The sequence below is a fragment of the Pseudomonas sp. FG-3G genome, from assembly GCF_901007645.1.
In the GTDB taxonomy this organism is placed as follows: Bacteria; Pseudomonadota; Gammaproteobacteria; order Pseudomonadales; family Pseudomonadaceae; genus Aquipseudomonas; species Aquipseudomonas rhizophila.
The window spans coordinates 193,049-213,221 of sequence record NZ_CAAKGZ010000045.1; the positions used below are offsets into that span (position 1 = coordinate 193,049).

Annotated in this window: 24 protein-coding genes; 7 read left to right on the forward strand and 17 right to left on the reverse strand. The window is 62.0% G+C overall.

The annotated features are described in order from the left end of the window. Positions 1–7: 7 nt before the first annotated feature. Positions 8–733 carry a tRNA (guanosine(46)-N7)-methyltransferase TrmB gene (gene trmB, locus PSEUDOMOFG3G_RS26800; RefSeq protein WP_047226017.1) on the forward strand — a complete coding sequence of 242 codons (726 nt, stop codon included), beginning with the start codon at positions 8–10 and terminating at the stop codon, positions 731–733. 146 nt (positions 734–879) lie between these two features. On the opposite strand, the gene PSEUDOMOFG3G_RS26805 is transcribed toward trmB, so the two are convergent. From PSEUDOMOFG3G_RS26805 to PSEUDOMOFG3G_RS26845, 9 genes are all read right to left on the reverse strand, one after another. Beyond that, positions 880–1,203 (reverse strand): DUF3392 domain-containing protein, encoded by a 324-nt coding sequence (locus PSEUDOMOFG3G_RS26805; RefSeq protein ID WP_047226016.1) that lies wholly within the window; start codon positions 1,201–1,203, stop codon positions 880–882. Positions 1,204–1,220: 17 nt separating this feature from the next. Beyond that, entirely contained in the window at positions 1,221–2,354 is a 1,134-nt protein-coding gene (gene hemW / locus PSEUDOMOFG3G_RS26810; RefSeq protein WP_218938991.1) for a radical SAM family heme chaperone HemW, read from the reverse strand. A 62-nt stretch (positions 2,355–2,416) separates the two neighbouring features. Then, positions 2,417–3,013 carry an RdgB/HAM1 family non-canonical purine NTP pyrophosphatase gene (rdgB, locus tag PSEUDOMOFG3G_RS26815; protein ID WP_047226014.1) on the reverse strand — a complete coding sequence of 199 codons (597 nt, stop codon included), beginning with the start codon at positions 3,011–3,013 and terminating at the stop codon, positions 2,417–2,419. Next, positions 3,010–3,444: a DUF4426 domain-containing protein gene (locus PSEUDOMOFG3G_RS26820; RefSeq protein ID WP_047226013.1), complete on the reverse strand. Its 435-nt coding sequence runs from the start codon at positions 3,442–3,444 to the stop codon at positions 3,010–3,012. Before PSEUDOMOFG3G_RS26820 ends, rdgB begins: the two co-directional genes overlap by 4 nt. 25 nt (positions 3,445–3,469) lie before the next feature. Continuing rightward, entirely contained in the window at positions 3,470–4,090 is a 621-nt protein-coding gene (gene metW, locus PSEUDOMOFG3G_RS26825) for a methionine biosynthesis protein MetW (RefSeq protein ID WP_047226012.1), read from the reverse strand. 7 nt (positions 4,091–4,097) lie between these two features. Beyond that, positions 4,098–5,237, reverse strand: a complete 1,140-nt coding sequence (locus tag PSEUDOMOFG3G_RS26830; RefSeq protein ID WP_047226011.1) for a homoserine O-acetyltransferase — start codon at positions 5,235–5,237, stop codon at positions 4,098–4,100. A 241-nt stretch (positions 5,238–5,478) separates the two neighbouring features. After that, on the reverse strand, positions 5,479–6,069 hold the full coding sequence (locus PSEUDOMOFG3G_RS26835) for a YggT family protein (RefSeq protein ID WP_047226010.1): 591 nt from the start codon (positions 6,067–6,069) through the stop codon (positions 5,479–5,481). Positions 6,070–6,079: 10 nt separating this feature from the next. Continuing rightward, entirely contained in the window at positions 6,080–6,898 is an 819-nt protein-coding gene (proC, locus tag PSEUDOMOFG3G_RS26840) for a pyrroline-5-carboxylate reductase (protein WP_139048939.1), read from the reverse strand. A 42-nt stretch (positions 6,899–6,940) separates the two neighbouring features. After that, entirely contained in the window at positions 6,941–7,627 is a 687-nt protein-coding gene (locus PSEUDOMOFG3G_RS26845; RefSeq protein WP_047226008.1) for a YggS family pyridoxal phosphate-dependent enzyme, read from the reverse strand. A 54-nt stretch (positions 7,628–7,681) separates the two neighbouring features. Here PSEUDOMOFG3G_RS26845 and PSEUDOMOFG3G_RS26850 point away from each other — a divergent pair, with 54 nt between their 5' ends. After that, positions 7,682–8,716 carry a type IV pilus twitching motility protein PilT gene (locus PSEUDOMOFG3G_RS26850; protein ID WP_047226007.1) on the forward strand — a complete coding sequence of 345 codons (1,035 nt, stop codon included), beginning with the start codon at positions 7,682–7,684 and terminating at the stop codon, positions 8,714–8,716. A 144-nt stretch (positions 8,717–8,860) separates the two neighbouring features. On the opposite strand, the gene PSEUDOMOFG3G_RS26855 is transcribed toward PSEUDOMOFG3G_RS26850, so the two are convergent. Further along, a complete protein-coding gene (locus PSEUDOMOFG3G_RS26855; protein ID WP_047226006.1) occupies positions 8,861–9,472 on the reverse strand; it encodes a C40 family peptidase in 612 nt (203 codons plus the stop codon). A 248-nt stretch (positions 9,473–9,720) separates the two neighbouring features. On the opposite strand from PSEUDOMOFG3G_RS26855, the gene PSEUDOMOFG3G_RS26860 reads away from it, so the two are divergent. After that, entirely contained in the window at positions 9,721–10,149 is a 429-nt protein-coding gene (locus tag PSEUDOMOFG3G_RS26860; protein WP_139048940.1) for a TM2 domain-containing protein, read from the forward strand. Between the two features lie 121 nt (positions 10,150–10,270). Here PSEUDOMOFG3G_RS26860 and PSEUDOMOFG3G_RS26865 read toward each other — a convergent pair whose 3' ends face one another. The 7 genes from PSEUDOMOFG3G_RS26865 to gshB all read right to left on the reverse strand — a co-directional run bounded on the left by PSEUDOMOFG3G_RS26865 (position 10,271) and on the right by gshB (position 16,273). Beyond that, positions 10,271–11,542 (reverse strand): dihydroorotase, encoded by a 1,272-nt coding sequence (locus PSEUDOMOFG3G_RS26865; RefSeq protein ID WP_076383024.1) that lies wholly within the window; start codon positions 11,540–11,542, stop codon positions 10,271–10,273. Then, the gene (locus PSEUDOMOFG3G_RS26870) at positions 11,539–12,543 is read right to left on the reverse strand and encodes an aspartate carbamoyltransferase catalytic subunit (protein WP_047226003.1); all 1,005 of its coding nucleotides are present in this window, start codon (positions 12,541–12,543) and stop codon (positions 11,539–11,541) included. The genes PSEUDOMOFG3G_RS26865 and PSEUDOMOFG3G_RS26870 overlap by 4 nt, the downstream gene beginning before the upstream one ends. A 24-nt stretch (positions 12,544–12,567) precedes the next feature. Continuing rightward, on the reverse strand, positions 12,568–13,074 hold the full coding sequence (gene pyrR, locus PSEUDOMOFG3G_RS26875; protein ID WP_139048941.1) for a bifunctional pyr operon transcriptional regulator/uracil phosphoribosyltransferase PyrR: 507 nt from the start codon (positions 13,072–13,074) through the stop codon (positions 12,568–12,570). An 85-nt stretch (positions 13,075–13,159) separates the two neighbouring features. After that, on the reverse strand, positions 13,160–13,597 hold the full coding sequence (gene ruvX / locus PSEUDOMOFG3G_RS26880; RefSeq protein WP_047226001.1) for a Holliday junction resolvase RuvX: 438 nt from the start codon (positions 13,595–13,597) through the stop codon (positions 13,160–13,162). Further along, positions 13,597–14,166: a YqgE/AlgH family protein gene (locus PSEUDOMOFG3G_RS26885; protein ID WP_047226000.1), complete on the reverse strand. Its 570-nt coding sequence runs from the start codon at positions 14,164–14,166 to the stop codon at positions 13,597–13,599. The genes ruvX and PSEUDOMOFG3G_RS26885 overlap by 1 nt, the downstream gene beginning before the upstream one ends. A gap of 179 nt (positions 14,167–14,345) precedes the next feature. Next, on the reverse strand, positions 14,346–15,242 hold the full coding sequence (locus tag PSEUDOMOFG3G_RS26890; protein WP_047225999.1) for an energy transducer TonB: 897 nt from the start codon (positions 15,240–15,242) through the stop codon (positions 14,346–14,348). 77 nt (positions 15,243–15,319) lie between these two features. Beyond that, on the reverse strand, positions 15,320–16,273 hold the full coding sequence (gshB, locus tag PSEUDOMOFG3G_RS26895; RefSeq protein WP_139048943.1) for a glutathione synthase: 954 nt from the start codon (positions 16,271–16,273) through the stop codon (positions 15,320–15,322). 223 nt (positions 16,274–16,496) lie between these two features. On the opposite strand from gshB, the gene PSEUDOMOFG3G_RS26900 reads away from it, so the two are divergent. From PSEUDOMOFG3G_RS26900 to PSEUDOMOFG3G_RS26915, 4 genes are all read left to right on the forward strand, one after another. Beyond that, the gene (locus PSEUDOMOFG3G_RS26900) at positions 16,497–16,925 is read left to right on the forward strand and encodes a PleD family two-component system response regulator (RefSeq protein ID WP_047225997.1); all 429 of its coding nucleotides are present in this window, start codon (positions 16,497–16,499) and stop codon (positions 16,923–16,925) included. A gap of 47 nt (positions 16,926–16,972) precedes the next feature. Continuing rightward, on the forward strand, positions 16,973–17,338 hold the full coding sequence (gene pilH, locus PSEUDOMOFG3G_RS26905; RefSeq protein ID WP_047226188.1) for a twitching motility response regulator PilH: 366 nt from the start codon (positions 16,973–16,975) through the stop codon (positions 17,336–17,338). Positions 17,339–17,348: 10 nt separating this feature from the next. Next, positions 17,349–17,888: a chemotaxis protein CheW gene (locus tag PSEUDOMOFG3G_RS26910; protein ID WP_047225996.1), complete on the forward strand. Its 540-nt coding sequence runs from the start codon at positions 17,349–17,351 to the stop codon at positions 17,886–17,888. A 213-nt stretch (positions 17,889–18,101) separates the two neighbouring features. After that, entirely contained in the window at positions 18,102–20,159 is a 2,058-nt protein-coding gene (locus tag PSEUDOMOFG3G_RS26915; RefSeq protein WP_139048944.1) for a methyl-accepting chemotaxis protein, read from the forward strand. Positions 20,160–20,173 lie beyond the last annotated feature (14 nt).

The window sequence follows — 20,173 nt, forward strand, 5'->3', positions numbered from 1 at the left end:
GCCATTGATGACTGAATCGAACGACACGCCTGTCCTCCCGGAAGAAGGCGAAGAGCGCCAACACCGCCGCATCAAGAGTTTCGTGATGCGCGCCGGGCGCATGACCGAAGGCCAGCAACGCGGCCTGGAACAGGGCACGCCGCTGTTTGTCCTGCCCCTGGCCGATGCGCCGGTGGACTTTGACCAGGTGTTCGGCCGCTCGGCGCCGCGCTCGCTGGAAATCGGCTTCGGCATGGGCCACTCGCTGCTGGAAATGGCCGCCGCGGCGCCGGAACAGGATTTCATCGGTGTGGAAGTTCATCGTCCCGGTGTGGGCGCGCTACTCAACGGCGTACTGACCCAAGGACTGACCAACCTGCGGGTCTACGACTGCGACGCCATCGAAGTGCTCAACCGCTGTGTGGCCGACAACAGCCTCGACCGGCTGATGCTGTTCTTCCCGGACCCATGGCACAAGAGCCGCCATCACAAGCGCCGTATCGTCCAGGCGTCGTTCGCTGAGTTGGTGCGCAGCAAGTTGAAGGTCGGCGGTGTGCTGCACATGGCCACCGACTGGGAACCCTACGCCGAGTACATGCTGGAAGTGATGAACGTCGCCCCGGGTTACCGTAACCTGGCCGAAGACGGCAAGTGCGTACCGCGCCCGGCCGAACGACCGATCACCAAGTTCGAACGCCGTGGCGAACGCTTGGGGCATGGGGTTTGGGATTTGAAGTTCGAGAAGGTGGCTTAAACACCAGAAGATCCTGCTGAAATGGGATCCCCTGTGGGAGCGAGCTTGCTCGCGATGAGGCCATAACATTCAATATCAATGTTGACTGTCAGGCCGCCATCGCGAGCAAGCTCGCTCCCACATTTCGTTCTGTGCTACATCGAAAATCAGCGACGGTCAGCGACCACCCCAATCAACACCAGCACCACCAACAGCACCGGTGCCAGGCTGTAGTTGTTGAACTGGCTCAAGCCCCGGACGACCCATGGCGTGGCGTAGATCAAGGCCGCGCCGCTGCCGATCATGCACAGCAGGGCGATCAGCGGGACGCGCAAGGCCCCGGCAATATTGCCAAGGCGTTGTTCGACCCAGCCTTTGATGTCGGCACCAAACAGCACCAGCAGGCAGCCTACCAATGCCAGGGAGATTTCCGACAGGTTGCTGCGGCTCCAGCGGGACACGGTGGCGAGCAGGTCGAGTACCAGATCCATGGGGTTTCCTTGTGTGATTAGCTCAAAAATTTCTGCAACAGGTCATTGAGAAACAACTGTCCGCGCTCGGTGGCTGCCAGACGTGCCGGTTCGACCCGCAACAACCCGCTTTGTTCGGCCTCGCGTCGGCCTTCAGCCAGACTCTGCAAAGGCAGGCCGGTGCGTTCGGGGTAAAGCCGCGCGTCCACACCTTCGGTCAGGCGCAGCGCGTTCATCAGGAACTCGAAGGGCAGTTCTTCATTGCTCAGGGTTTTCTCGCCGGCCAGGAAGCGTTTGGCTGGGTTGAGGTAGTCCTTGGGCAGGCGGGTTTTCCAGGTGCGCACAATACGCCCGTCCGGATGGCTGAGCTTGCCGTGGGCGCCCGCGCCGATGCCGATGAAGTCGCCGAAACTCCAGTAATTGAGGTTATGCCGCGCCGGCCGGCCGGGTTGGGCGTAGGCCGAGACTTCGTATTGGCTGTAGCCATGCTCGGCCAGCAACGCTTGCCCGGCTTCCTGGATGTCCCACAGCGTGTCGTCCTCCGGCAAGGTCGGCGGCTGGTTCCAGAACACCGTGTTTGGCTCCAGGGTCAACTGATACCAGGACAGATGCGTGGGCTTCAGTGCAATGGCCTGGCGCAAGTCGCTCAAGGCGTCGTCCAGGGACTGATCGGGCAGGCCATGCATCAGGTCCAGGTTGAAGTTGTCGAACCCGGCCTGACGGGCCATGCCGGCGGCGCGCACAGCTTCGTCACCGTTATGAATCCGGCCCAAAGCCTTGAGCTTGGCTTCCTGAAAGCTCTGGATGCCAATGGACAGGCGATTGATGCCCAGTGCCCGGTAAGCGACAAATTTCTCTTGCTCGAAGGTCCCTGGGTTGGCTTCCAGGGTGATTTCAATGTCATGGGCGAAGGGGATTCGCGCCTCGACACCTTTGAGCAGCCGGCCCAGGGCCTGGGCGCTGAACAGGCTTGGAGTACCGCCGCCGAAAAAGATCGAGCTCAGTTCCCGGCCATACACCGCCTGCAGGTCCTGGTCGAGATCGGCCAGCAAGGCGTCGACGTATTCTTCTTCCGGCAACTGCGGGCTGGCGGCATGGGAGTTGAAATCGCAATACGGGCATTTGCGTACACACCACGGAATGTGGATGTACAACGCCAGGGGCGGCAGCATTGGCAGCGGCGCCCGAGGCGTTTGCGCACCGCCATGGATCAGAGGTGCGGGGGACTCATCGATCATTGCAGGCCCAGGCGTTGGCGCAGCAAAGCCATGGCGCGGGCGCGGTGACTCAGCTGGTTTTTTTCCACCGGGCCCAGTTCGGCGCTGGAGCAGTTGCGCTCTGGCACCCAGAACAGCGGATCGTAGCCAAAACCGTGCTCGCCGCTGGCTTCGGTGAGAATGCGCCCGTGCCACAAGCCTTCGCAGAGGATCGGCAGTGGATCGTCGGCATGACGGACGAGGGCCAGGACGCAGACGAACTGTGCGCCGCGCTCGGCTTCGGGGACATCCTTGAGGGCCTCGAGCAGCTTGGCGTTGTTCGCCGCGTCGCCTTTGCCATCGGCGTAGCGGGCTGAATAGATGCCCGGCGCACCGCCGAGAAAGTCCACCGCCAGCCCGGAGTCGTCGGCCAGCGCCGGCAGGCCGGAAATGCGCGCGGCGTTGCGGGCCTTGAGGATGGCGTTCTCGACGAACGACAGGCCGGTTTCTTCAGGTTCGACCTGGCTGAACTCGCCAATCGAGCGCAGTTGCACCGACCCGCCGAGCATGGCCTGGAGCTCCTTGAGTTTGCCGGCGTTGTGGCTGGCCAGTACGAGTTGGGTGAAATTCATCATTCGCCGGGGAACAGTTCCTGGTTGAAGTTGAGGGTGTTGATCTTGTCGCCCGTTTTCACCTGGATGTTGAAGGTGCGGGTTTCCTGCTGTTTCACCGGGTATTGGGCGATGTAATAGGTCGCGTTGGGTTCGGCCACCTCCTTGAAGTTCAGCGTGACACTGCTGCTGGTAAGGTCCTTGACTGTCCCGCTGACCTCGGCCTTCAAGGGTTTGCCATCCTTGAGTACCGAAACGTTGATCACGCCCTGGGTCTTGTCGCGGATCAATCCGGCGGCGTCGGCAATATCCGGCGTCAGGAAGGTGGAATTGAAGGTGTTGTAGTGCACGGTGATGTCGCCGAACACTTCCTTGCGATCGCTCTTGATGACATCCGCGGCCATGGCTCCGGCGCTCAGGCAGGCGGTAATGAGAAACAACGCTAGACGTTTCATGTCGTGCTCCTGGAAAGGCCGGGCTTCACACCGCGACCTGATGATCGGCAAGGCCTGGGCTGCTGACCCGATAGATGCCTATTTCACCTAACAGATTAGGCCATAGCTTGCTGGCCCACCCGTGGCGGTGCTGCTGGTCCACCGCCAGGCGATCGATGACCTTGGCTTGGCGTTCGCGGCACAACGCCTCGAAATCCTCGAAGGTGCAGAAGTGGATGTTCGGCGTGTTGTACCAGGTGTAGGGCAGAAACTCCGACACCGGCATGCGGCCCTTGCTCGCCAGGTACCAGCGGCAGCGCCAGTGACCGAAGTTGGGGAAGGTGATGATGCACTGGCGCCCGACCCGCAGCATTTCGTCGAGGATCTTGTCCGGGTAGTGCACCGCTTGCAGCGCCTGGGTCATGACCACGATGTCGAAGCTGTTGCTGGCGAAGTTGCCCAGGCCCTTGTCCAGGTCCTGCTCGATCACGTTGATGCCCTTGGCCACGCACTCGGCGATGTTGTCCGGGTCGTTTTCCAGGCCGTAGCCGGTGACTTGCTTGTGGTCGCGCAGCCAGGTCAGCAGTTCGCCGTTGCCGCAGCCCAGGTCGAGCACGCGGCTGCCGGCGGGGATCCATTCCTGGATGATGTCCAGATCGGCTCTCATGGCGTCCTCACAGCGTTATACGGTTCATGTAGTTGCCGAACGCCTGCAGGTAGCGCGGGATCGGGATCAGAAAGGCGTCGTGACCCTGGGGCGCGTCGATTTCCAGGTAGCAGACGTCCTTGCGGGCAGCCATCAGCGCGTCCACCAGCTCCCGTGAGCGGGCCGGGGAGAAGCGCCAGTCGGTGGTGAACGACATCACGCAGAACCTGGCGGTGGCGCCGGCAAAGGTTTTTGCCAGGTCATCGTCGAAGTTCGCCGCCGGATCGAAGTAGTCCAGGGCTTTCGTCATCAACAGGTAGGTGTTGGCATCGAAGCGTCCGGAGAATTCTTCGCCCTGGTAGCGCAGGTAGCTTTCCACCTGGAATTCGACGCTGTGGAAGTCGTAGTTGAGCTTTTCGCTCTTGAGACCGCGGCCGAATTTCTCGCCCATGGAATCATCGGACAGGTAGGTGATATGCCCGACCATCCGCGCCAGCATCAGCCCGCGCTTGGGAATCACGCCGTGTTCCTGGAACGAGCCGCCGTGGAATTCCGGATCGGTGAGGATCGCCTGGCGCGCCACTTCGTTGAAGGCGATGTTCTGCGCCGACAGCTTGGGGGCCGAGGCGATTGCCAGGCAGTGGCGCACACGGTCCGGGTAAGTGATGGTCCATTGCAGGGCTTGCATGCCGCCCAGGCTGCCGCCGATCACTGCGGCCCACTGGGCGATACCGAGGCGGTCCGCCAGGCGTGCCTGACTGTGGACCCAATCTTCCACGGTCAGCACCGGAAAGTCGGCGCCGAAGGGTTTGCCGGTGTCCGGGTTGACGCTGCTGGGGCCGGTGGAGCCGTTGCAGCCGCCGAGGTTGTTCAGGCTGACCACGAAGAACTTGTTGGTGTCGATGGGCTTGCCCGGGCCGATGCAACTGTCCCACCAGCCCGGCTTGCGGTCGTCGACACTGTGATAGCCGGCGGCGTGGTGATGCCCCGACAAGGCGTGGCAGATCAGCACGGCATTGCTCGCCGTGGCATTGAGGGTGCCGTAGGTTTCGAAAATCAGGTCATAGGCTGGCAACGAACGACCGCAGGCCAGGGCCAGGGGCTCGCTGAAATGCGCCATTTGCGGCGTCACCAGACCAACGGAATCGGGGGGAAAGGCAGCTGGCATCGACCCTGCTCTCGTTGAAATGAGGCGTAAGTCTAAAGACCGCTGTGGCAAGCGGCAAGCAAAGGGCGGAGCTGATTGTCCGCCGCTTTACCCATGGTGAGGGAGCTTGCTCCCGCTGGGGCGCGAAGCGGCCCTGAAAGCTGCTGCCCGTGACTGTCCGGGATACGGTGGCGCCCGCTTTGGGGCTGCTTCGCAGCCCAGCGGGAGCAAGCTCCCTCGCCATAGGAAAGGCTGCAGCGTTTTAGATCAGCAACCGCAGGATTTCCGGCATCATGGTCATCGCCGCCAGGTTGTTGATCACCAGCATGTCGATCAGCTTGAGCACCAGGAACGCCAGGATCGGCGAGATATCCAGGCCGCCGAGGTTCGGCACGATGCGGCGGAACGGTGCCAGCGCCGGCTCGCAGATCTGGTTCACCAGTTCGGCGCCCGGGTTGTGGCTGCCGGGAGCGACCCAGGACAGGATCACGCTGATGATCAGGGCGAAGAAGAAAATCTTCAGGAACAGCGCGGTCACGCCAATGATCGACCAGATCAGCAGTTGCAGCGGGTTGCCGGTGGTGCCGTAGGTCAGCAGCAGGGTCAGGGCCATCAGCGCCAGTTGCACGATGATCGCCAGTACCAGCGACGACATGTCCAGGCCGAACACGCTCGGAATGATCCGGCGCAGTGGCTTGAGCAATGGCTGGGTGGCCTTGACGATGAACTGGCACAGCGGGTTGTAGAAGTTGGCGCGCACCAGTTGCAGCACAAAGCGCAGCAGTACGATCAGCAGGTACAGGCTGCCGAGGGTTTGCAGCACGTAGACCGCTGCAGTGTTCAATCCGATCATGAATGGCTCCTTATTGGCCCAGTTGTTCGGCCATTTCGGCCGAGCGGTGCGCGGCGGCGCCGATTGCTTTTTCCACCAGGGCTTCGAAGCCCCCGGCCTGGAACGATTTGATGGCGGCTTCGGTGGTGCCGGCTGGCGAAGTCACCCGGCGCCGCAGTTCGGCCGCATCGACATCGCTGGACACTGCCATGTGGGCGGCGCCCAGGGCGGTCTGCAACGTCAGTTTGGCGGCGATTTCGCGTGGCAGGCCGAGTTTTTCACCGGCGGCGGTCATGGCTTCGATCAGCAGGAAAAAGTATGCCGGGCCCGAGCCGGACACGGCCGTCACCGCATCCAGTTGCTGCTCGGTTTCCAGCCACAGTGCCAGGCCTACGGCCGAGAGCAGTTCTTCGGCCTGCTGGCGCTGTTCGGCGGTCACTTGTGCGGTCGCGAACAGCCCACTGACGCCCTGGCGCAGCAGCGCCGGGGTGTTGGGCATGCAGCGCACGATCGGCTGGGACCCGAGCCAGTTGTTCATGCTGGCGCAGGTAATGCCGGCGGCGATCGACACCACCATCTGATGGGGTTTGAGGCTTGGACGAATGGCCTCGCAGACAGTTTTCATCGCCTGTGGCTTGACCGCCAGCACGACGACGTCCGCGCCCTCGATGGCCTGGGCGTTGTCGGCGAACGTTTCGATGCCGTGCTCTGTGCTCACCCGGGCGCGAGTCTCGGCCCCCGGATCGCTGGCGCGGATCTGCGAAGCGTCCAGACCCTTGGCCCGCAGGCCGCCGATCAGGCTGGCGGCCATGTTGCCGGCGCCGATGAAGGCAATACGTGTGTTGCTCATGACAGGTCCTTGATTAGAGAGTTGAGTCAGCATGGCGTACGGCTAGCTACGGCTATAGTCGCGCGCACCAAACAGCGCGGTACCGATCCGCACCCAGGTGGCGCCCTGGGCAATGGCCGACTCGAGGTCATGGCTCATGCCCATGGAAAGGGTGTCCAGCGGTAGCTTCAGATCGGCTTGCAAGCGTTGAACCGCTGCGAAGGCGGCATCCTGGGCGGCACGCTCCTCGGTCGGTTCGGGAATCGCCATCAACCCACGCAGCTTCAGGCGTGGCAACGCGCTGATGGCGCTGGCCAGAGCGGGCAGGTCCGCCGCGGTGCAGCCGGATTTGCTGTCTTCACCGCTGACGTTGACCTGGATGCAGATATTCAGCGGCGGTAGGTCGGCCGGGCGCTGCTCGGACAGGCGTTGTGCAATTTTCAAACGATCCACGGAATGCACCCAGTCGAAATGTTCGGCGATAGCGCGCGTCTTGTTCGATTGAATGGGGCCGATGAAGTGCCAGATCAAGGGCAGGTCGGTCAGTTCGGCCTGTTTGCCCAGCGCCTCCTGCAGATAGTTCTCGCCAAAGTCCCGCAGGCCGGCGGCATAGGCTTCACGCAGGGCCTGGGCGGGCTTGGTCTTGCTCACCGCCAGCAGCTGCACGCTGTGTTCGTCGCGGTGGGCGGCTTGTTCGGCTGCGCGGATACGCGATCTAACCTGAGCAATGTTGTCTGCTATCGTGGACATTAAAGAAGCGCCAGCGGTGAGGTTCGCGGCATTCTACTGGAATTGAGGAGCGCTATGGATATCACTGAGCTACTGGCGTTCAGCGCCAAACAGGGCGCATCGGACCTGCACTTGTCCGCCGGGCTGCCGCCGATGATCCGTGTCGATGGCGATGTGAGGCGGATCAACCTGCCGGCCCTGGACCACAAGCAGGTCCATGAGCTGATCTACGACATCATGAACGACCGGCAGCGGGTAGATTACGAGAAGTTTCTGGAAACCGACTTTTCCTTCGACGTGCCGGGCGTCGCACGGTTCCGGGTCAATGCGTTCAACCAGAATCGCGGTGCAGGTGCGGTGTTCCGGACCATCCCGTCGAAAGTCCTGACCATGGAAGACCTGGGGATGGGCGAAGTGTTTCGCAAAGTGACCGAGGCGCCTCGCGGGCTGGTGTTGGTGACCGGGCCGACCGGCTCCGGCAAGTCCACCACCCTGGCGGCGATGATCGACTACCTCAACACCCACAAACACCATCACATCCTCACCATCGAAGATCCCATCGAGTTTGTCCACGAGCCGCGCAAATGCCTGATCAACCAGCGCGAAGTGCACCGCGACACCCAAAGTTTCTCCACGGCCCTGCGCTCAGCCCTGCGCGAAGACCCGGACGTGATTCTGGTGGGGGAGATGCGTGACCTGGAGACCATCCGCCTGGCCCTGACCGCCGCCGAAACCGGTCACCTGGTGTTTGGCACCTTGCACACCACCTCGGCGGCCAAGACCATCGACCGGGTGGTGGACGTGTTCCCGGGGGATGAGAAATCCATGGTTCGTTCGATGTTGTCCGAATCCTTGCAGGCGGTGATTTCACAGACGCTGGTCAAGAAGATTGGCGGCGGCCGGGTCGCGGCTCATGAAATCATGCTGGGAACGTCGGCGATCCGTAACCTGATCCGCGAGGACAAGGTGGCGCAGATGTACTCGGCGATCCAGACCGGTGGGTCGCTGGGGATGCAGACATTGGATATGTGTTTGAAGGATTTGCTGAACAAGGGGCTGATCAGTCGCGAACATGCGCGGGAGCGGGCGCGTACGCCGGATAACTTCTGAGGATCGGCCACAAAACCTCCTGTGGGAGCGAGCTTGCTCGCGATAGCGTTGGATCAGCCAACATTGAAGTTGACGGATGTACCGCTATCGCGAACAGGCTCGCTCCCACAGTTTGCTTGAACTGGCAAATGTGCCACTTTCAAATCAGCGCTGAACCAGCTGCATCCCTTTCGGCTCTTTGGGCAGCACCCGCTTGGCAAGGACGTAGTGGCTGTTCCAGTACGGCTTGTTCAAGGTATCGATGGTCACCGACTTGCCACGGCGCGGGGCGTGGATGAAGCGGTCATTGCCCAGGTAGATGGCCACGTGGTTGACCCGGCGGCTCTTGAGCTTGAAGAAAATCAGATCGCCGGGCTTGAGGTCCTTGCGATCGACCTTCTGGCCGTGACCGCTGGCCATCGCATTGGAAGTGCGCGGCAGGTCGAAGGTGGCATCGTTGAAGGCGTACTTCACCAGGCCGCTGCAATCGAAACCTTTGCTTGGGCTACTGCCGCCCCAACGGTAAGGTGTTCCCAGTACGTTAACGGCACGGCTCAAGACGTTGCTGCTTGTCTTGGCGGTCATGACCGGAACCAGCTTGCTATTGGCGGTGCTCAAACGCTGGGCGTTTCGCTTGTTCTTGCTCGAAGGAGCAGAAACATGGGATTTGGGGGTGTAGCCGTTGACGTTGGGAAGACGTTGCTCACGATTGGTGGCGTGGGCGGCCAGGGGCAATAATAGGCAAATGGTTAGCCATGTCTTGATAAATGGACGCATAGGCAGGGCTCTTGAAGGTAAGCGCGCAACTTTATAACAGCTTTTTTTACTGTTCCGAGGCCGTTTGTCGAATCGCAACCCCAGGTGAAACCCGCATAATTGCGACATATTGACCTGATTGTCTGACAGAACCCAGACAGCACGGGGGTTTACCGGGTTCCTGACGCTGGAGACCGCTTGTCGGCAATCCATAAAAAAGTCACAAATAATCCGAACAAATTTATCTATCGAGGCAAAAGAGGCGATTCATGAACAGCTATCAGCAGGACGCTTTACGCGATACCCACAGCAAAGTGATCGGCTATCTCTTGTGGATTTTCGGCTTTACCGGCGCCCACCGCTTCTACTACGGCAAGCCGATCACCGGCACGATCTGGTTTTTCACCTTCGGCTTGTTGGGCATCGGCTGGCTGATCGACCTGTTCCTGATTCCGGCCATGGATCGGGAGGCCGATCTGCGCTTCACCCCGGGTCCCCTCGAGTACAGCGTGGCGTGGATTCTGCTGACGTTTCTCGGTGTGCTGGGTGTGCACCGCATGTACCAGGGCAAATGGCTCACCGGCATCCTTTACCTGCTGACTGGCGGGGTGTTTTTCCTGGGGGTGCTGTATGACTTCTGGACGCTGAACGATCAGGTCTCGATTCGCAATGCGCAGAAGCGCGGGGCTTTTCATTAAGACCGAGTCGCCTGCATCGCGAGCAGGCTCGCTCCCACACTGGATCAAGGTGTTCACAGGTTATGTGTTCACCGAAGATCCCTGTGGGAGCGAGCCTGCTCGCGATAAGAGCGATGCGGTGTCAGGCCTGGTGAGTAATCCGCCCATCCATCAGCGTATAACGCACCACCCCCGGCAAACTGTGGCCAAGGAACGGGCAGTTGTCACCCTTGGAACGCCAGGCTTCACCCGCCACGGTGGACGCCGCCGGGTCGAACAGCACCAGGTCCGCCGCCGCGCCCACTGCCAGTTTACCCACCGGTAATTGCAGCGCGTCGGCCGGGCCGTTGCTCAGGCGTGCCAGCAGGGTCGGCAGGTCCAGCAATCCGTCTTCCACCAGTGTCATGGCCAGTGGCAGCAACAGTTCGACGCTGCTGATGCCCGGTTCCGTGGCGCCGAATGGTGCCAGCTTGGCATCGCGCTCGTGGGGCTGGTGATGGCTGGAGATGGCCGAGATCACCCCGGACTTCACGGCCTCGCGCAAGCCATCGCGGTCGGCGCGGGTGCGCAGCGGCGGCTGGACGTGATAGACGCTGTTGAAGTCGATCAGCGCTTCGTCGGTCAGGATCAGTTGGTACAGCGCTACATCGGCGGTGACGGGCAGGCCGCGAGCCTGGGCCTGGGCGATCAGTGCGGCGCCGCGGGCGCTGGTCAACTGGCTGAAGTGTGCGCGCACGCCGCTTTGTTCCACCAGCAGCAGGTCCCGGGCCAGGGCCACGGTTTCGGCGGTTTCCGGAATGCCCGGTAGGCCGAGGAAACTGGCGGTCGGGCCTTCGTGGGCCAGCCCACCTTCAGCCAGATCGTGATCCTGGGAGTTGAAGATCACCGTCAGGCCGAAGGTCGCAGCGTATTCCAGGGCGCGGCACAGGGTGCGGGTATTGCGAAAACTGTTCAGGCCATTGCCGAACGCCACGCAACCGGCGTCGCGTAGCGCAATGAGTTCTGCCAGTTGCTCGCCATCGAGGCCTTTGCTCAAGGCGCCGATAGGGAACACCTTGGTGTTGCCGGCTTCGCGGGCGCGATCGAGGATCAGCTCGGCCACGGCCGAGGTGTCCAGTACCGGCTTGGTCTGTGGCGGGCAGCACAAACTGGTCACGCCACCGGCGGCGGCAGCCTGGGTTTCGCTGACGATACTGCCTTTGCGGCTGTAACCGGGTTCGCGCAGGGCGACGTTCAGGTCCACCAGGCCAGGGGCGGCCACCAGGCCTTGGGCGTTGAGGGTATCAACGGCGGTAAAACCGGCCGGAGCGGCGCCAAGGGCGACAATTTTGCAGGCATCGATGTGGATGTCAGTCACTTGATCCAGGCCGCTGGCCGGATCGATCACGCGTGCGCCGAGAATGCTGAGCTTCACTGGGCGTTCTCCTGGTCGAATTGGCGCTGGGCCGTTTGCCCGCTCATGGCCATGGACAGCACGGCCATGCGGATGGCGATGCCGTAGGTCACCTGGTTGAGGATCACCGAATGTGGTCCGTCGGCCACTGCCGACTCGATCTCCACCCCGCGGTTGATCGGCCCCGGGTGCATGACGATGGCGTCCGGCTTGGCCCCGGCCAGGCGCGCGGTGGTCAGGCCGAACAGGCGGTAGAACTCGCCTTCGCTGGGCAACAGGCCGCCGGTCATGCGTTCGCGCTGCAGGCGCAGCATGATCACCACGTCCACGTCCTTGAGGCCTTCGGTCATGTCGGTGTAGACCTTCACACCGTACTGCTCGACGCCAATGGGCAGCAGGGTTTTCGGCGCGATCACCCGGATGTCCGGGCAGCCGAGGGTCTTGAGGGCGAGCATGTTCGAACGGGCCACCCGCGAGTGCAGGATGTCGCCGACGATAGCCACCGACAGGTTCTCGAAGCTGCCCTTGTGCCGACGGATGGTCAGCATGTCCAGCATGCCCTGGGTTGGGTGGGCGTGACGGCCGTCGCCGCCGTTGATGATCGCCACTTGTGGGCATACATGCTCGGCAATGAAATGCGCGGCGCCGGAATCACCGTGACGCACGACGAACATGTCGGCCGCCATGGCCTCGAGGTTGCGCAAGGTATCGAGCAGGGTTTCGCCCTTGCTCGCCGAGGAGGTGGATACGTTGAGGGTGATCACGTCCGCCGACAGCCGCTGGGCTGCCAGTTCGAAGGTGGTGCGGGTGCGGGTGGAGTTTTCGAAGAACACGTTGCACACGGTCTTGCCGCGCAGCAACGGGACTTTCTTCACCGCCCGGGCCCCGACTTCGAGGAACGAATCGGCGGTGTCGAGGATTTCCGTCAGCAGCTCGCGGCGCAGGCCGTCGAGGGACAGGAAGTGCCGCAGCTGGCCCTGATCGTTGAGCTGTAGCGCTCGCTTGGTTTCGAGAGGCGTCATCGCAATGGACTCTTACAAGGGCAGTTAAAGGGCAAGGTCTTGCAGTTCGAGTTGCAGCGGCGCGGGGCCGGACAGCTTGACTCGCTCGTGAGCGGCCAGCGTCAGCGTCGCGCCGACCACGTTCGGGCGGATCGGCAGCTCGGCGGCGTCCAGGTCCAGCAGGCACACCAGGGTCACGCTGGCGGGGCGGCCATAATCGAACAGTTCGTTCATGGCGGCGCGGATGGTCCGGCCGCTCATCAGCACATCGTCGATCAGTACCAGATGCTGGCCTTCAATCTCGAATGGCAGGGCCGAAGGGCGTACTTGCGGGTGCAGGCCGTTCTGGCTGAAGTCGTCGCGGTAGAACGACACATCGAGGGTGCCCAGCGGCACATCGCTGCCCAGTTCTTCGAGCAAGGCCTGGGCGACCCAGACGCCACCGGTGCGAATGCCGATGTAGCGCGGTTCGCTGATGCCGCGTTGTTCCAGATGCGCCGTGAGACGAATCGCCATCTGGCTGATCAGTTCGGCGGGATTGGGCAGGCTCATGCTGGCTCCTTCAGGTTCCCGGGCCGGTGGTCAGAGGCCCGGTTTATCGCTAAAAGAAAGCGCCCTGGCGGCGCTTTCAAAAAAATCAGGTTTCGAACAGGGCGGCGTTGGCGTCGAGCCAGCCTTGCAGCAGCAGGGCGGCCGCGATGGCGTCTACCGGGTTGTCGCGGTAACTGCCTTTCTGCCCGCCACGTACCAAGCGTTCACCCTTGGCCTCGAACGTGGTCAGACGCTCGTCGTGGGTATAGAAAGGCAGGTTGTAGCGGCCGTTGAGCCTGCGGGCGAATTTCTCCGCACGAACGCACATCTCGCTGGGCGTGCCGTCCATGTTCAGCGGCAGGCCGACCACCACGGCGTCGGGTTTCCACTCCTTGATCAGCGCTTCGACCTGGTTCCAGTCGGGAACGCCGTTCTGCGCCTTGAGGGTGCACAGCTCGCGGGCCTGGCCGGTAATCACCTGGCCGACCGCCACGCCGATCTGTTTGGTGCCGTAATCGAAGCCCAGCAGCAAGCGCAGGGCCATCAGGCGTGTCCTGCCTGGCTGGTGAGCAGACTGAGGTTGACCCCCAGCCGGCTGGCCGCTGCTTCCAGGCGCAGTTCGCTGCTGGTGTTGAACAGGATGTCGGCGTCGAACGGGCAGGTCAGCCAGGCGTTATCGGCCAGCTCGGCTTCCAATTGCCCGGCTTCCCAACCGGCATAGCCGAGGGCGATCAGGCTTTTTTCCGGGCCTACGCCGTCGGCGATGGCGAACAGCACATCCTGGGAGGTGGACAGCGAGACGCCATCCAGGTCCACGGTGGCCTGGTAGGACGGCCCCGTCGGGTGGAGCACGAAGCCTCGGTCGGTCTGCACCGGGCCGCCGATGAAAATCGGGACGTGCTGGCACAAGAGTGGCGGTTCTACATCCGGGCGCAACTGCTCAAGAATGTCCGCCAGGTTCAGTTCCTGCGGCCGATTGATCACCAGCCCCATGGCCCCATTGGCCGTGTGCTCGACGATGTAGGTCAAGGTGTGGGCAAAGTTCGGATCGGCCATGTGTGGCATGGCAATCAGGAAGTGATGCTTGAGGTAGGTGGGGCTGACGTTTTTCATAGGCGCTAGTGTGGCGGCGCAGGGGCGAACTGACAAGCTGGGGATGTGCAGCAAATGCCGGAGACTGTCACGAAACCCCTATGGGAGCGAGCCTGCTCGCGATGCGGTGTGTCAGGCGACATCAATGCTGGATGTTCGATTGCTATCGCGACCAGGCTCGCTCCCACAAGGGGATGGGGTCAGTTGCTGGAGAGACGATCGCCCCGGGCGAACTTCCAGGTGCGGATGATTTCCAGGCGGTCGATGTCCGACAGGTCCCCGGTAAACGGTGCGAACGGCGCGGCCAGGCGCACGATCCGCTGGGCGGCCTGATCCAGCAATGGCTGGCCGGAGGACTCCAGCACCAGCACTTCATACAACGAGCCGTCGCGGTTGATCGAGACCAGCAGCCGCAAGTTGCCATAGATCTGCTTGCGCCGGGCTTCGTCGGGGTAGTTGAGATTGCCGATGCGCTCGACTTTCTTGCGCCACTCATCTTTGTACCAGGCGCCCTTGTCGCGCATGGTCGAGGCGGCGCTCAGGCGGTGGATACGCGGGCGTTTGGCATACAACTGCTGTTCCTGGGCCAGCTCGGCTTCCAGGCTGGCGATGTCGCTGGACAGTTGGGCGCTGTCGAAGGTGGGCACCGGGGCCTTGGGTTTGGGGTCGGGCCTGACCTCTTCTTTGACCGGGGCTTTTTTCGGCTTCGGCGCCACGGTGGTCACGGCGGCCTTGGGCGCCGTCTCCCGGACCTCGGGCTTGGCCGCTGGCGGCGGTGTGACCTTCTGCACTTTATTGTCCTGGAATGGCGCGATCTGGGTGGTCTTGGGCGTCGCCTTTTTTTCCAGGGTGCCACTGCCTTGCTGGTTTTCCTGGGCGAGGAAGTCCGCTTTTTGTGGCTTGGCTTCGCTTTTGAAGGTGGCCAGGGTGATTTCCAGGGTCTGGCTGATCTGTTTGGGTTCTACCGTGGCAAACCCGACGCCCAGCAGCAGTGCCAAGTGGATCAATGCCGCCAGGAACAGGGTAAAACCGAGACGATCAGCCGGGCGCACGCCGCGATGGGCGAGCTCTTGGGGCAGATCGGACGGGAGGGTCATGGCAAGGAAACCAACATCGCGTTTTTTTCAGGCCGGGCATGATAACGCAATGTGGGTTTCCTTCAGCAGGATCTGGATCAACGAGCCTTGAGCTTCTGATCGATGGCATCCATCAGCATCGCGCCGATGTCGGTGCCGAAGGCGTTGTCGATCTCGCGGATGCAGGTCGGGCTGGTGACGTTGATTTCCGTCAGGTGCTCGCCGATCACGTCCAGGCCCACGAACAGCAGACCTTTCTCCCGCAGGGTCGGGCCGACCTTGGCCGCGATCCAGCGGTCCTTTTCAGTCAACGGACGCGCCTCGCCACGCCCGCCGGCCGCCAGGTTGCCGCGGGTTTCGCCGGCCGCGGGAATGCGCGCCAGGCAATAGTCCACCGGTTCGCCGTCGATCATCAGGATGCGCTTGTCGCCATCGACGATGGCCGGCAGGTAACCCTGGATCATGATCTGCTGTTGGCCGTGCAGGGTCAGGGTTTCCAGGATCACCGACAGGTTGGGGTGGCCGGCGGTGTGACGGAAAATCGAGGAGCCGCCCATGCCGTCCAGGGGCTTGAGGATCACGTCGCCGTGATGGTCGGCGAATTCACGCAGCACGTCCGGGCGACGGCTGACGATGGTGGGCGGCGTGCATTGCGGGAACAGCGTGGCGAACAGCTTTTCGTTGCAGTCGCGCAGGCTCTGGGGTTTGTTGACCACCAGCACACCGGCGTTTTCGGCCTGTTCCAGCAGGTAGGTGGAATACACGAACTCCATGTCGAAAGGCGGATCCTTGCGCATGAGGATCACGTCCAGGTCGCTGAGCAGCGCATCGCGTTCGGTACCCAGCTCAAACCATTTTTCGGGGTTGGCGAAGACGTTCAGCGGCTTCATCCGTGCCCGCGCCTGGCCTTCGGCCTGGTAGAGGTCGCGCTGCTCCATGTAGAACAGCTCCCAGCCGCGCTTCTGAGCGGCCAGCAGCATGGCCAGCGAGCTATCCTTTTTATAGGAAATGCTGGCGATAGGGTCCATGACAATGCCGACGCGTACGCTCATGGCTTGGTTCCTCGAAAATTGATGGGCACAAATGGTGTGAAAAAGTGGCGTCAGAGTGGCGCCCGGAAGATTGGCGGTCAAGGAAAAACCACTGTACCGAGCGGCCGATAGATCGGCGATGGAGACTGTGCTAAAAAGGCTGGCATGTGACGTGCGGGCCTTGAACATCAAGGGTTTGCGCTGTCGTTCACACTTACGCGTTAAAAACCGGTTTGCAGTGGCAATGGCAGAGCATCTTACGCAGCAGCAACCCAGCGCCTTGAAGGTCATGGTCATCGACGACTCGAAGACCATCCGCCGCACCGCCGAGACCTTGTTGCGCAACGTGGGTTGCGAGGTCATCACGGCGGTCGATGGCTTCGATGCCCTGGCCAAGATCGCCGACCATCATCCGGGCATTATCTTTGTCGACATCATGATGCCGCGCCTGGACGGTTACCAGACTTGTGCCCTGATCAAGAACAACAGCGTTTTCAAGGCCACGCCGGTGATCATGTTGTCGTCCCGGGACGGTTTGTTCGACAAGGCCAAGGGGCGCATCGTCGGCTCCGATCAGTTTTTGACCAAGCCTTTCAGCAAGGAAGAACTGCTGGGCGCGATACGGGCTCATGTTCCGGGCTTTGCCGCTGTCCAGCCGCACCAGGCACATTAATGACACTCGGCCATCGGGCCTGGGGTCAACGAAAAATGGGGAACACCATGGCACGAATTCTGATCGTCGATGATTCGCCGACCGAAATGTACAAACTGACCGGCATGCTGGAAAAGCACGGCCACCAGGTCCTGAAGGCCGAAAACGGTGCCGACGGCGTGGCCCTGGCTCGCCAGGAAAAGCCCGACGCGGTCCTGATGGATATCGTCATGCCCGGCCTCAACGGTTTCCAGGCCACGCGCCAGTTGACCAAGGATCCGGACACCGGGCACATCCCGGTGATCATCATCACCACCAAGGACCAGGACACCGACAAGGTCTGGGGCACTCGCCAAGGCGCGAAGGACTACCTGACCAAACCGGTGGACGAAGAAACCCTGATCAAGACCCTGAACAACGTGCTGGCGGGTTGATGACGCGGCCATGAGCCAATCCCTGACCGCTTTCGAACTGCTCCTGCAGATCGACCGGCGTTGCCGGCTGCTGGGGGCGGACCTGCCGTCACAACCGACCCACGGCGACAGCTGGAGCGGCATCGGTTTTCGCCTCGGCGAACACTGGTACGTGGCGCCCATGGGCGAAGTTAGCGAAGTGCTGCACGAACCGCGCTACACACATTTGCCCGGGGTCAAGCCATGGGTTCGTGGTGTGGCTAATCTGCGCGGGCGCTTATTGCCGTTGATGGATTTGTGCGGTTTCTTCGGCCATGAGCTGTCGAGCGTGCGCAAGCAGCGGCGGGTGCTGGTGGTGGATCATGACGAGGTCTTTACCGGGTTGCTGGTGGATGAAGTCCTCGGATTGCAGCATTTTGCCCAGGACAGCCTGGAGCCGACGCTGATGGACGACCTTGACGGCCCGGAGTCGGCCTTCGTCAAGGGCCGGTTTCGCGGTGAACGGCAGTGGCAGGTGTTCAGCCCGTTTGCGCTGACGCGCTCGCCGGGGTTCATGGATGTAGCTGTTTGACGAGATGCCACACGGTCCCTTGTGGGAACGAGCCAGTGGGAGCAAAGCTTGCTCGCGATGGCGGCGCCTCGGTAGGCGGGAAACCGTGTTGTTTTCATCGCAGGCAAGCCTTGCTCCCACAGAGTCACACTGATTGAGCAGGCTGCACTACAAGGGCTTGCTTACAGTTGGCAGTGGTGAGTGGGTTGGATTGGGCAGTACAGGCGAGAACCGATGATCAAAGCAAATACAGGCAAGCCTCTGGAAGCGTCGCGCAGTCGTTCGCAGATCATCGTGCTGTTCGTCGCGCTGATTGTCTTCATCATGCTGCTGTTCGCCAACTTCGCTTACCTCAACACCCAGTCAAACTACGACAAGCAGTACATCGGCCACGCCGGTGAGTTGCGGGTGCTGTCCCAGCGCATCGCCAAGAACGCCACCGAGGCGGCCGCCGGCAAGGCCGCGGCGTTCAAGTTGCTGAGCGAGGCGCGCAATGATTTCGCCCAGCGCTGGGGCTACCTGAAGCAAGGCGACCCGGTGACCGGCCTGCCACCGGCACCTGCTGCCCTGCGCCCGCAGATGCGTGCCGTACAGCTGGACTGGGAACGCTTGCTCAAGAACACCGATGCCATCCTGTCCAGCGAACAGACTGTGCTGTCGCTGCATCAGGTGGCGGCAACCCTCGCCGAAACCGTGCCGCAATTGCAGGTCGAGTACGAAAAAGTCGTCGAAATTCTCCTGCAACGCGGCGCGCCCGCCGCGCAGGTCGCCATGGCCCAGCGCCAGTCGTTGCTGGCCGAACGGATTCTCGGGGCGGTGAACACCGTGCTGGCGGGGGATGAAAACGCTAGTCAGGCCGCCGATACCTTTGGCCGCGATGCCGCACGTTTTGGTCAGGTGCTCAATGGCATGTCGCAAGGTGACCCGGCCTTGAAGATCTCCCAAGTACAGGACCGCGATGCCCGGGCTCGCCTGAGTGAGATCAGCGAACTCTTCGAATTCGTCTCCGGCTCGGTGGACGAAATCCTCGAAACCTCTCCTGAGCTGTTCAAGGTCCGCGAGTCGGCAGGCAACATCTTCAACCTGTCGCAAACCTTGCTGGACGAAGCGTCGCACCTGGCCACCGCGTTCGAAAACCTGGCCGGCGGGCGTTCCGCAAACGCCATCGGTGGTTATGTGCTGGGTCTGTTGGCGCTGATGTCGATCATCCTGATCGGGCTGGTGATGGTCCGCGAAACCAACCGGCAGTTGCGTGAAACCGCAGAAAAGAATGAGCGCAACCAGAACGCGATCATGCGTCTGCTGGACGAGATCGAAGACCTGGCCGATGGCGACCTGACCGTGACCGCCTCGGTTACCGAAGACTTTACCGGCACCATCGCCGATTCCATCAACTATTCGGTGGACCAACTGCGTGACCTTGTGGCCACCATCAACCTCACCGCCGGCCAGGTCGCCGCTGCGGTGCAGGAAACCCAGGCTACGGCCATGCACCTGGCGCAGGCTTCCGAACATCAGGCCCAGCAGATATCCGAAGCTTCGACTTCAATCAATGAAATGGCCCAGTCCATCGATCAGGTCTCGGCCAATGCCGCCGAGTCGTCGGCGGTGGCCGAGCGCTCCGTGGAGATCGCCAACAAAGGCAACGAGGTGGTGCACAACACCATTCATGGCATGGACAACATTCGCGAGCAGATCCAGGACACGGCCAAGCGCATCAAGCGCCTGGGGGAGTCGTCTCAGGAAATCGGCGACATTGTCAGCCTGATCGATGACATTGCCGACCAGACCAACATCCTGGCACTCAACGCCGCTATCCAGGCGTCCATGGCCGGTGACGCCGGGCGCGGGTTCGCGGTGGTGGCCGATGAAGTGCAGCGGCTGGCGGAGCGCTCTTCGGCGGCGACCCGGCAGATCGAGACCCTGGTGCGGGCGATTCAGGCTGATACGAACGAGGCGGTGATTTCCATGGAACAGACCACCACCGAAGTGGTGCGCGGCGCCCGACTGGCCCAGGATGCCGGGGTGGCCCTGGAAGAAATCGAAGGCGTGTCCAAGACCCTGGCGGCGCTGATCCAGAGCATTTCCAACGCGGCGCAGCAACAGACCACGTCGGCGGGGCAGATTTCCTTGACCATGAACGTGATCCAGCAGATCACCACGCAAACCTCTTCCGGCTCCACCGCCACCGCCGAGAGCATCGGCAACCTGGCGAAAATGGCCAGTCAGCTGCGTCGTTCGGTGTCGGGGTTTACTTTGCCGGCGGCGGCTGTTGATGAGGGAAAAGTGTGACTGTGGGAGCAAGG

Excerpts from the sequence above, each read along its gene's own strand:
- trmB (WP_047226017.1), top strand. The coding sequence starts at position 8 with ATGACTGAATCGAACGACACGCCTGTCCTCCCGGAAGAAGGCGAAGAG.
- PSEUDOMOFG3G_RS26805 (WP_047226016.1), bottom strand. The coding sequence starts at position 1,203 with ATGGATCTGGTACTCGACCTGCTCGCCACCGTGTCCCGCTGGAGCCGC.
- hemW (WP_218938991.1), bottom strand. The coding sequence starts at position 2,354 with ATGCTGCCGCCCCTGGCGTTGTACATCCACATTCCGTGGTGTGTACGC.
- rdgB (WP_047226014.1), bottom strand. The coding sequence starts at position 3,013 with ATGATGAATTTCACCCAACTCGTACTGGCCAGCCACAACGCCGGCAAA.
- PSEUDOMOFG3G_RS26820 (WP_047226013.1), bottom strand. The coding sequence starts at position 3,444 with ATGAAACGTCTAGCGTTGTTTCTCATTACCGCCTGCCTGAGCGCCGGA.
- metW (WP_047226012.1), bottom strand. The coding sequence starts at position 4,090 with ATGAGAGCCGATCTGGACATCATCCAGGAATGGATCCCCGCCGGCAGC.
- PSEUDOMOFG3G_RS26830 (WP_047226011.1), bottom strand. The coding sequence starts at position 5,237 with ATGCCAGCTGCCTTTCCCCCCGATTCCGTTGGTCTGGTGACGCCGCAA.
- PSEUDOMOFG3G_RS26835 (WP_047226010.1), bottom strand. The coding sequence starts at position 6,069 with ATGATCGGATTGAACACTGCAGCGGTCTACGTGCTGCAAACCCTCGGC.
- proC (WP_139048939.1), bottom strand. The coding sequence starts at position 6,898 with ATGAGCAACACACGTATTGCCTTCATCGGCGCCGGCAACATGGCCGCC.
- PSEUDOMOFG3G_RS26845 (WP_047226008.1), bottom strand. The coding sequence starts at position 7,627 with ATGTCCACGATAGCAGACAACATTGCTCAGGTTAGATCGCGTATCCGC.
- PSEUDOMOFG3G_RS26850 (WP_047226007.1), top strand. The coding sequence starts at position 7,682 with ATGGATATCACTGAGCTACTGGCGTTCAGCGCCAAACAGGGCGCATCG.
- PSEUDOMOFG3G_RS26855 (WP_047226006.1), bottom strand. The coding sequence starts at position 9,472 with ATGCGTCCATTTATCAAGACATGGCTAACCATTTGCCTATTATTGCCC.
- PSEUDOMOFG3G_RS26860 (WP_139048940.1), top strand. The coding sequence starts at position 9,721 with ATGAACAGCTATCAGCAGGACGCTTTACGCGATACCCACAGCAAAGTG.
- PSEUDOMOFG3G_RS26870 (WP_047226003.1), bottom strand. The coding sequence starts at position 12,543 with ATGACGCCTCTCGAAACCAAGCGAGCGCTACAGCTCAACGATCAGGGC.
- pyrR (WP_139048941.1), bottom strand. The coding sequence starts at position 13,074 with ATGAGCCTGCCCAATCCCGCCGAACTGATCAGCCAGATGGCGATTCGT.
- ruvX (WP_047226001.1), bottom strand. The coding sequence starts at position 13,597 with ATGGCCCTGCGCTTGCTGCTGGGCTTCGATTACGGCACCAAACAGATC.
- PSEUDOMOFG3G_RS26885 (WP_047226000.1), bottom strand. The coding sequence starts at position 14,166 with ATGAAAAACGTCAGCCCCACCTACCTCAAGCATCACTTCCTGATTGCC.
- PSEUDOMOFG3G_RS26890 (WP_047225999.1), bottom strand. The coding sequence starts at position 15,242 with ATGACCCTCCCGTCCGATCTGCCCCAAGAGCTCGCCCATCGCGGCGTG.
- gshB (WP_139048943.1), bottom strand. The coding sequence starts at position 16,273 with ATGAGCGTACGCGTCGGCATTGTCATGGACCCTATCGCCAGCATTTCC.
- PSEUDOMOFG3G_RS26900 (WP_047225997.1), top strand. The coding sequence starts at position 16,497 with ATGGCAGAGCATCTTACGCAGCAGCAACCCAGCGCCTTGAAGGTCATG.
- pilH (WP_047226188.1), top strand. The coding sequence starts at position 16,973 with ATGGCACGAATTCTGATCGTCGATGATTCGCCGACCGAAATGTACAAA.
- PSEUDOMOFG3G_RS26910 (WP_047225996.1), top strand. The coding sequence starts at position 17,349 with ATGAGCCAATCCCTGACCGCTTTCGAACTGCTCCTGCAGATCGACCGG.
- PSEUDOMOFG3G_RS26915 (WP_139048944.1), top strand. The coding sequence starts at position 18,102 with ATGATCAAAGCAAATACAGGCAAGCCTCTGGAAGCGTCGCGCAGTCGT.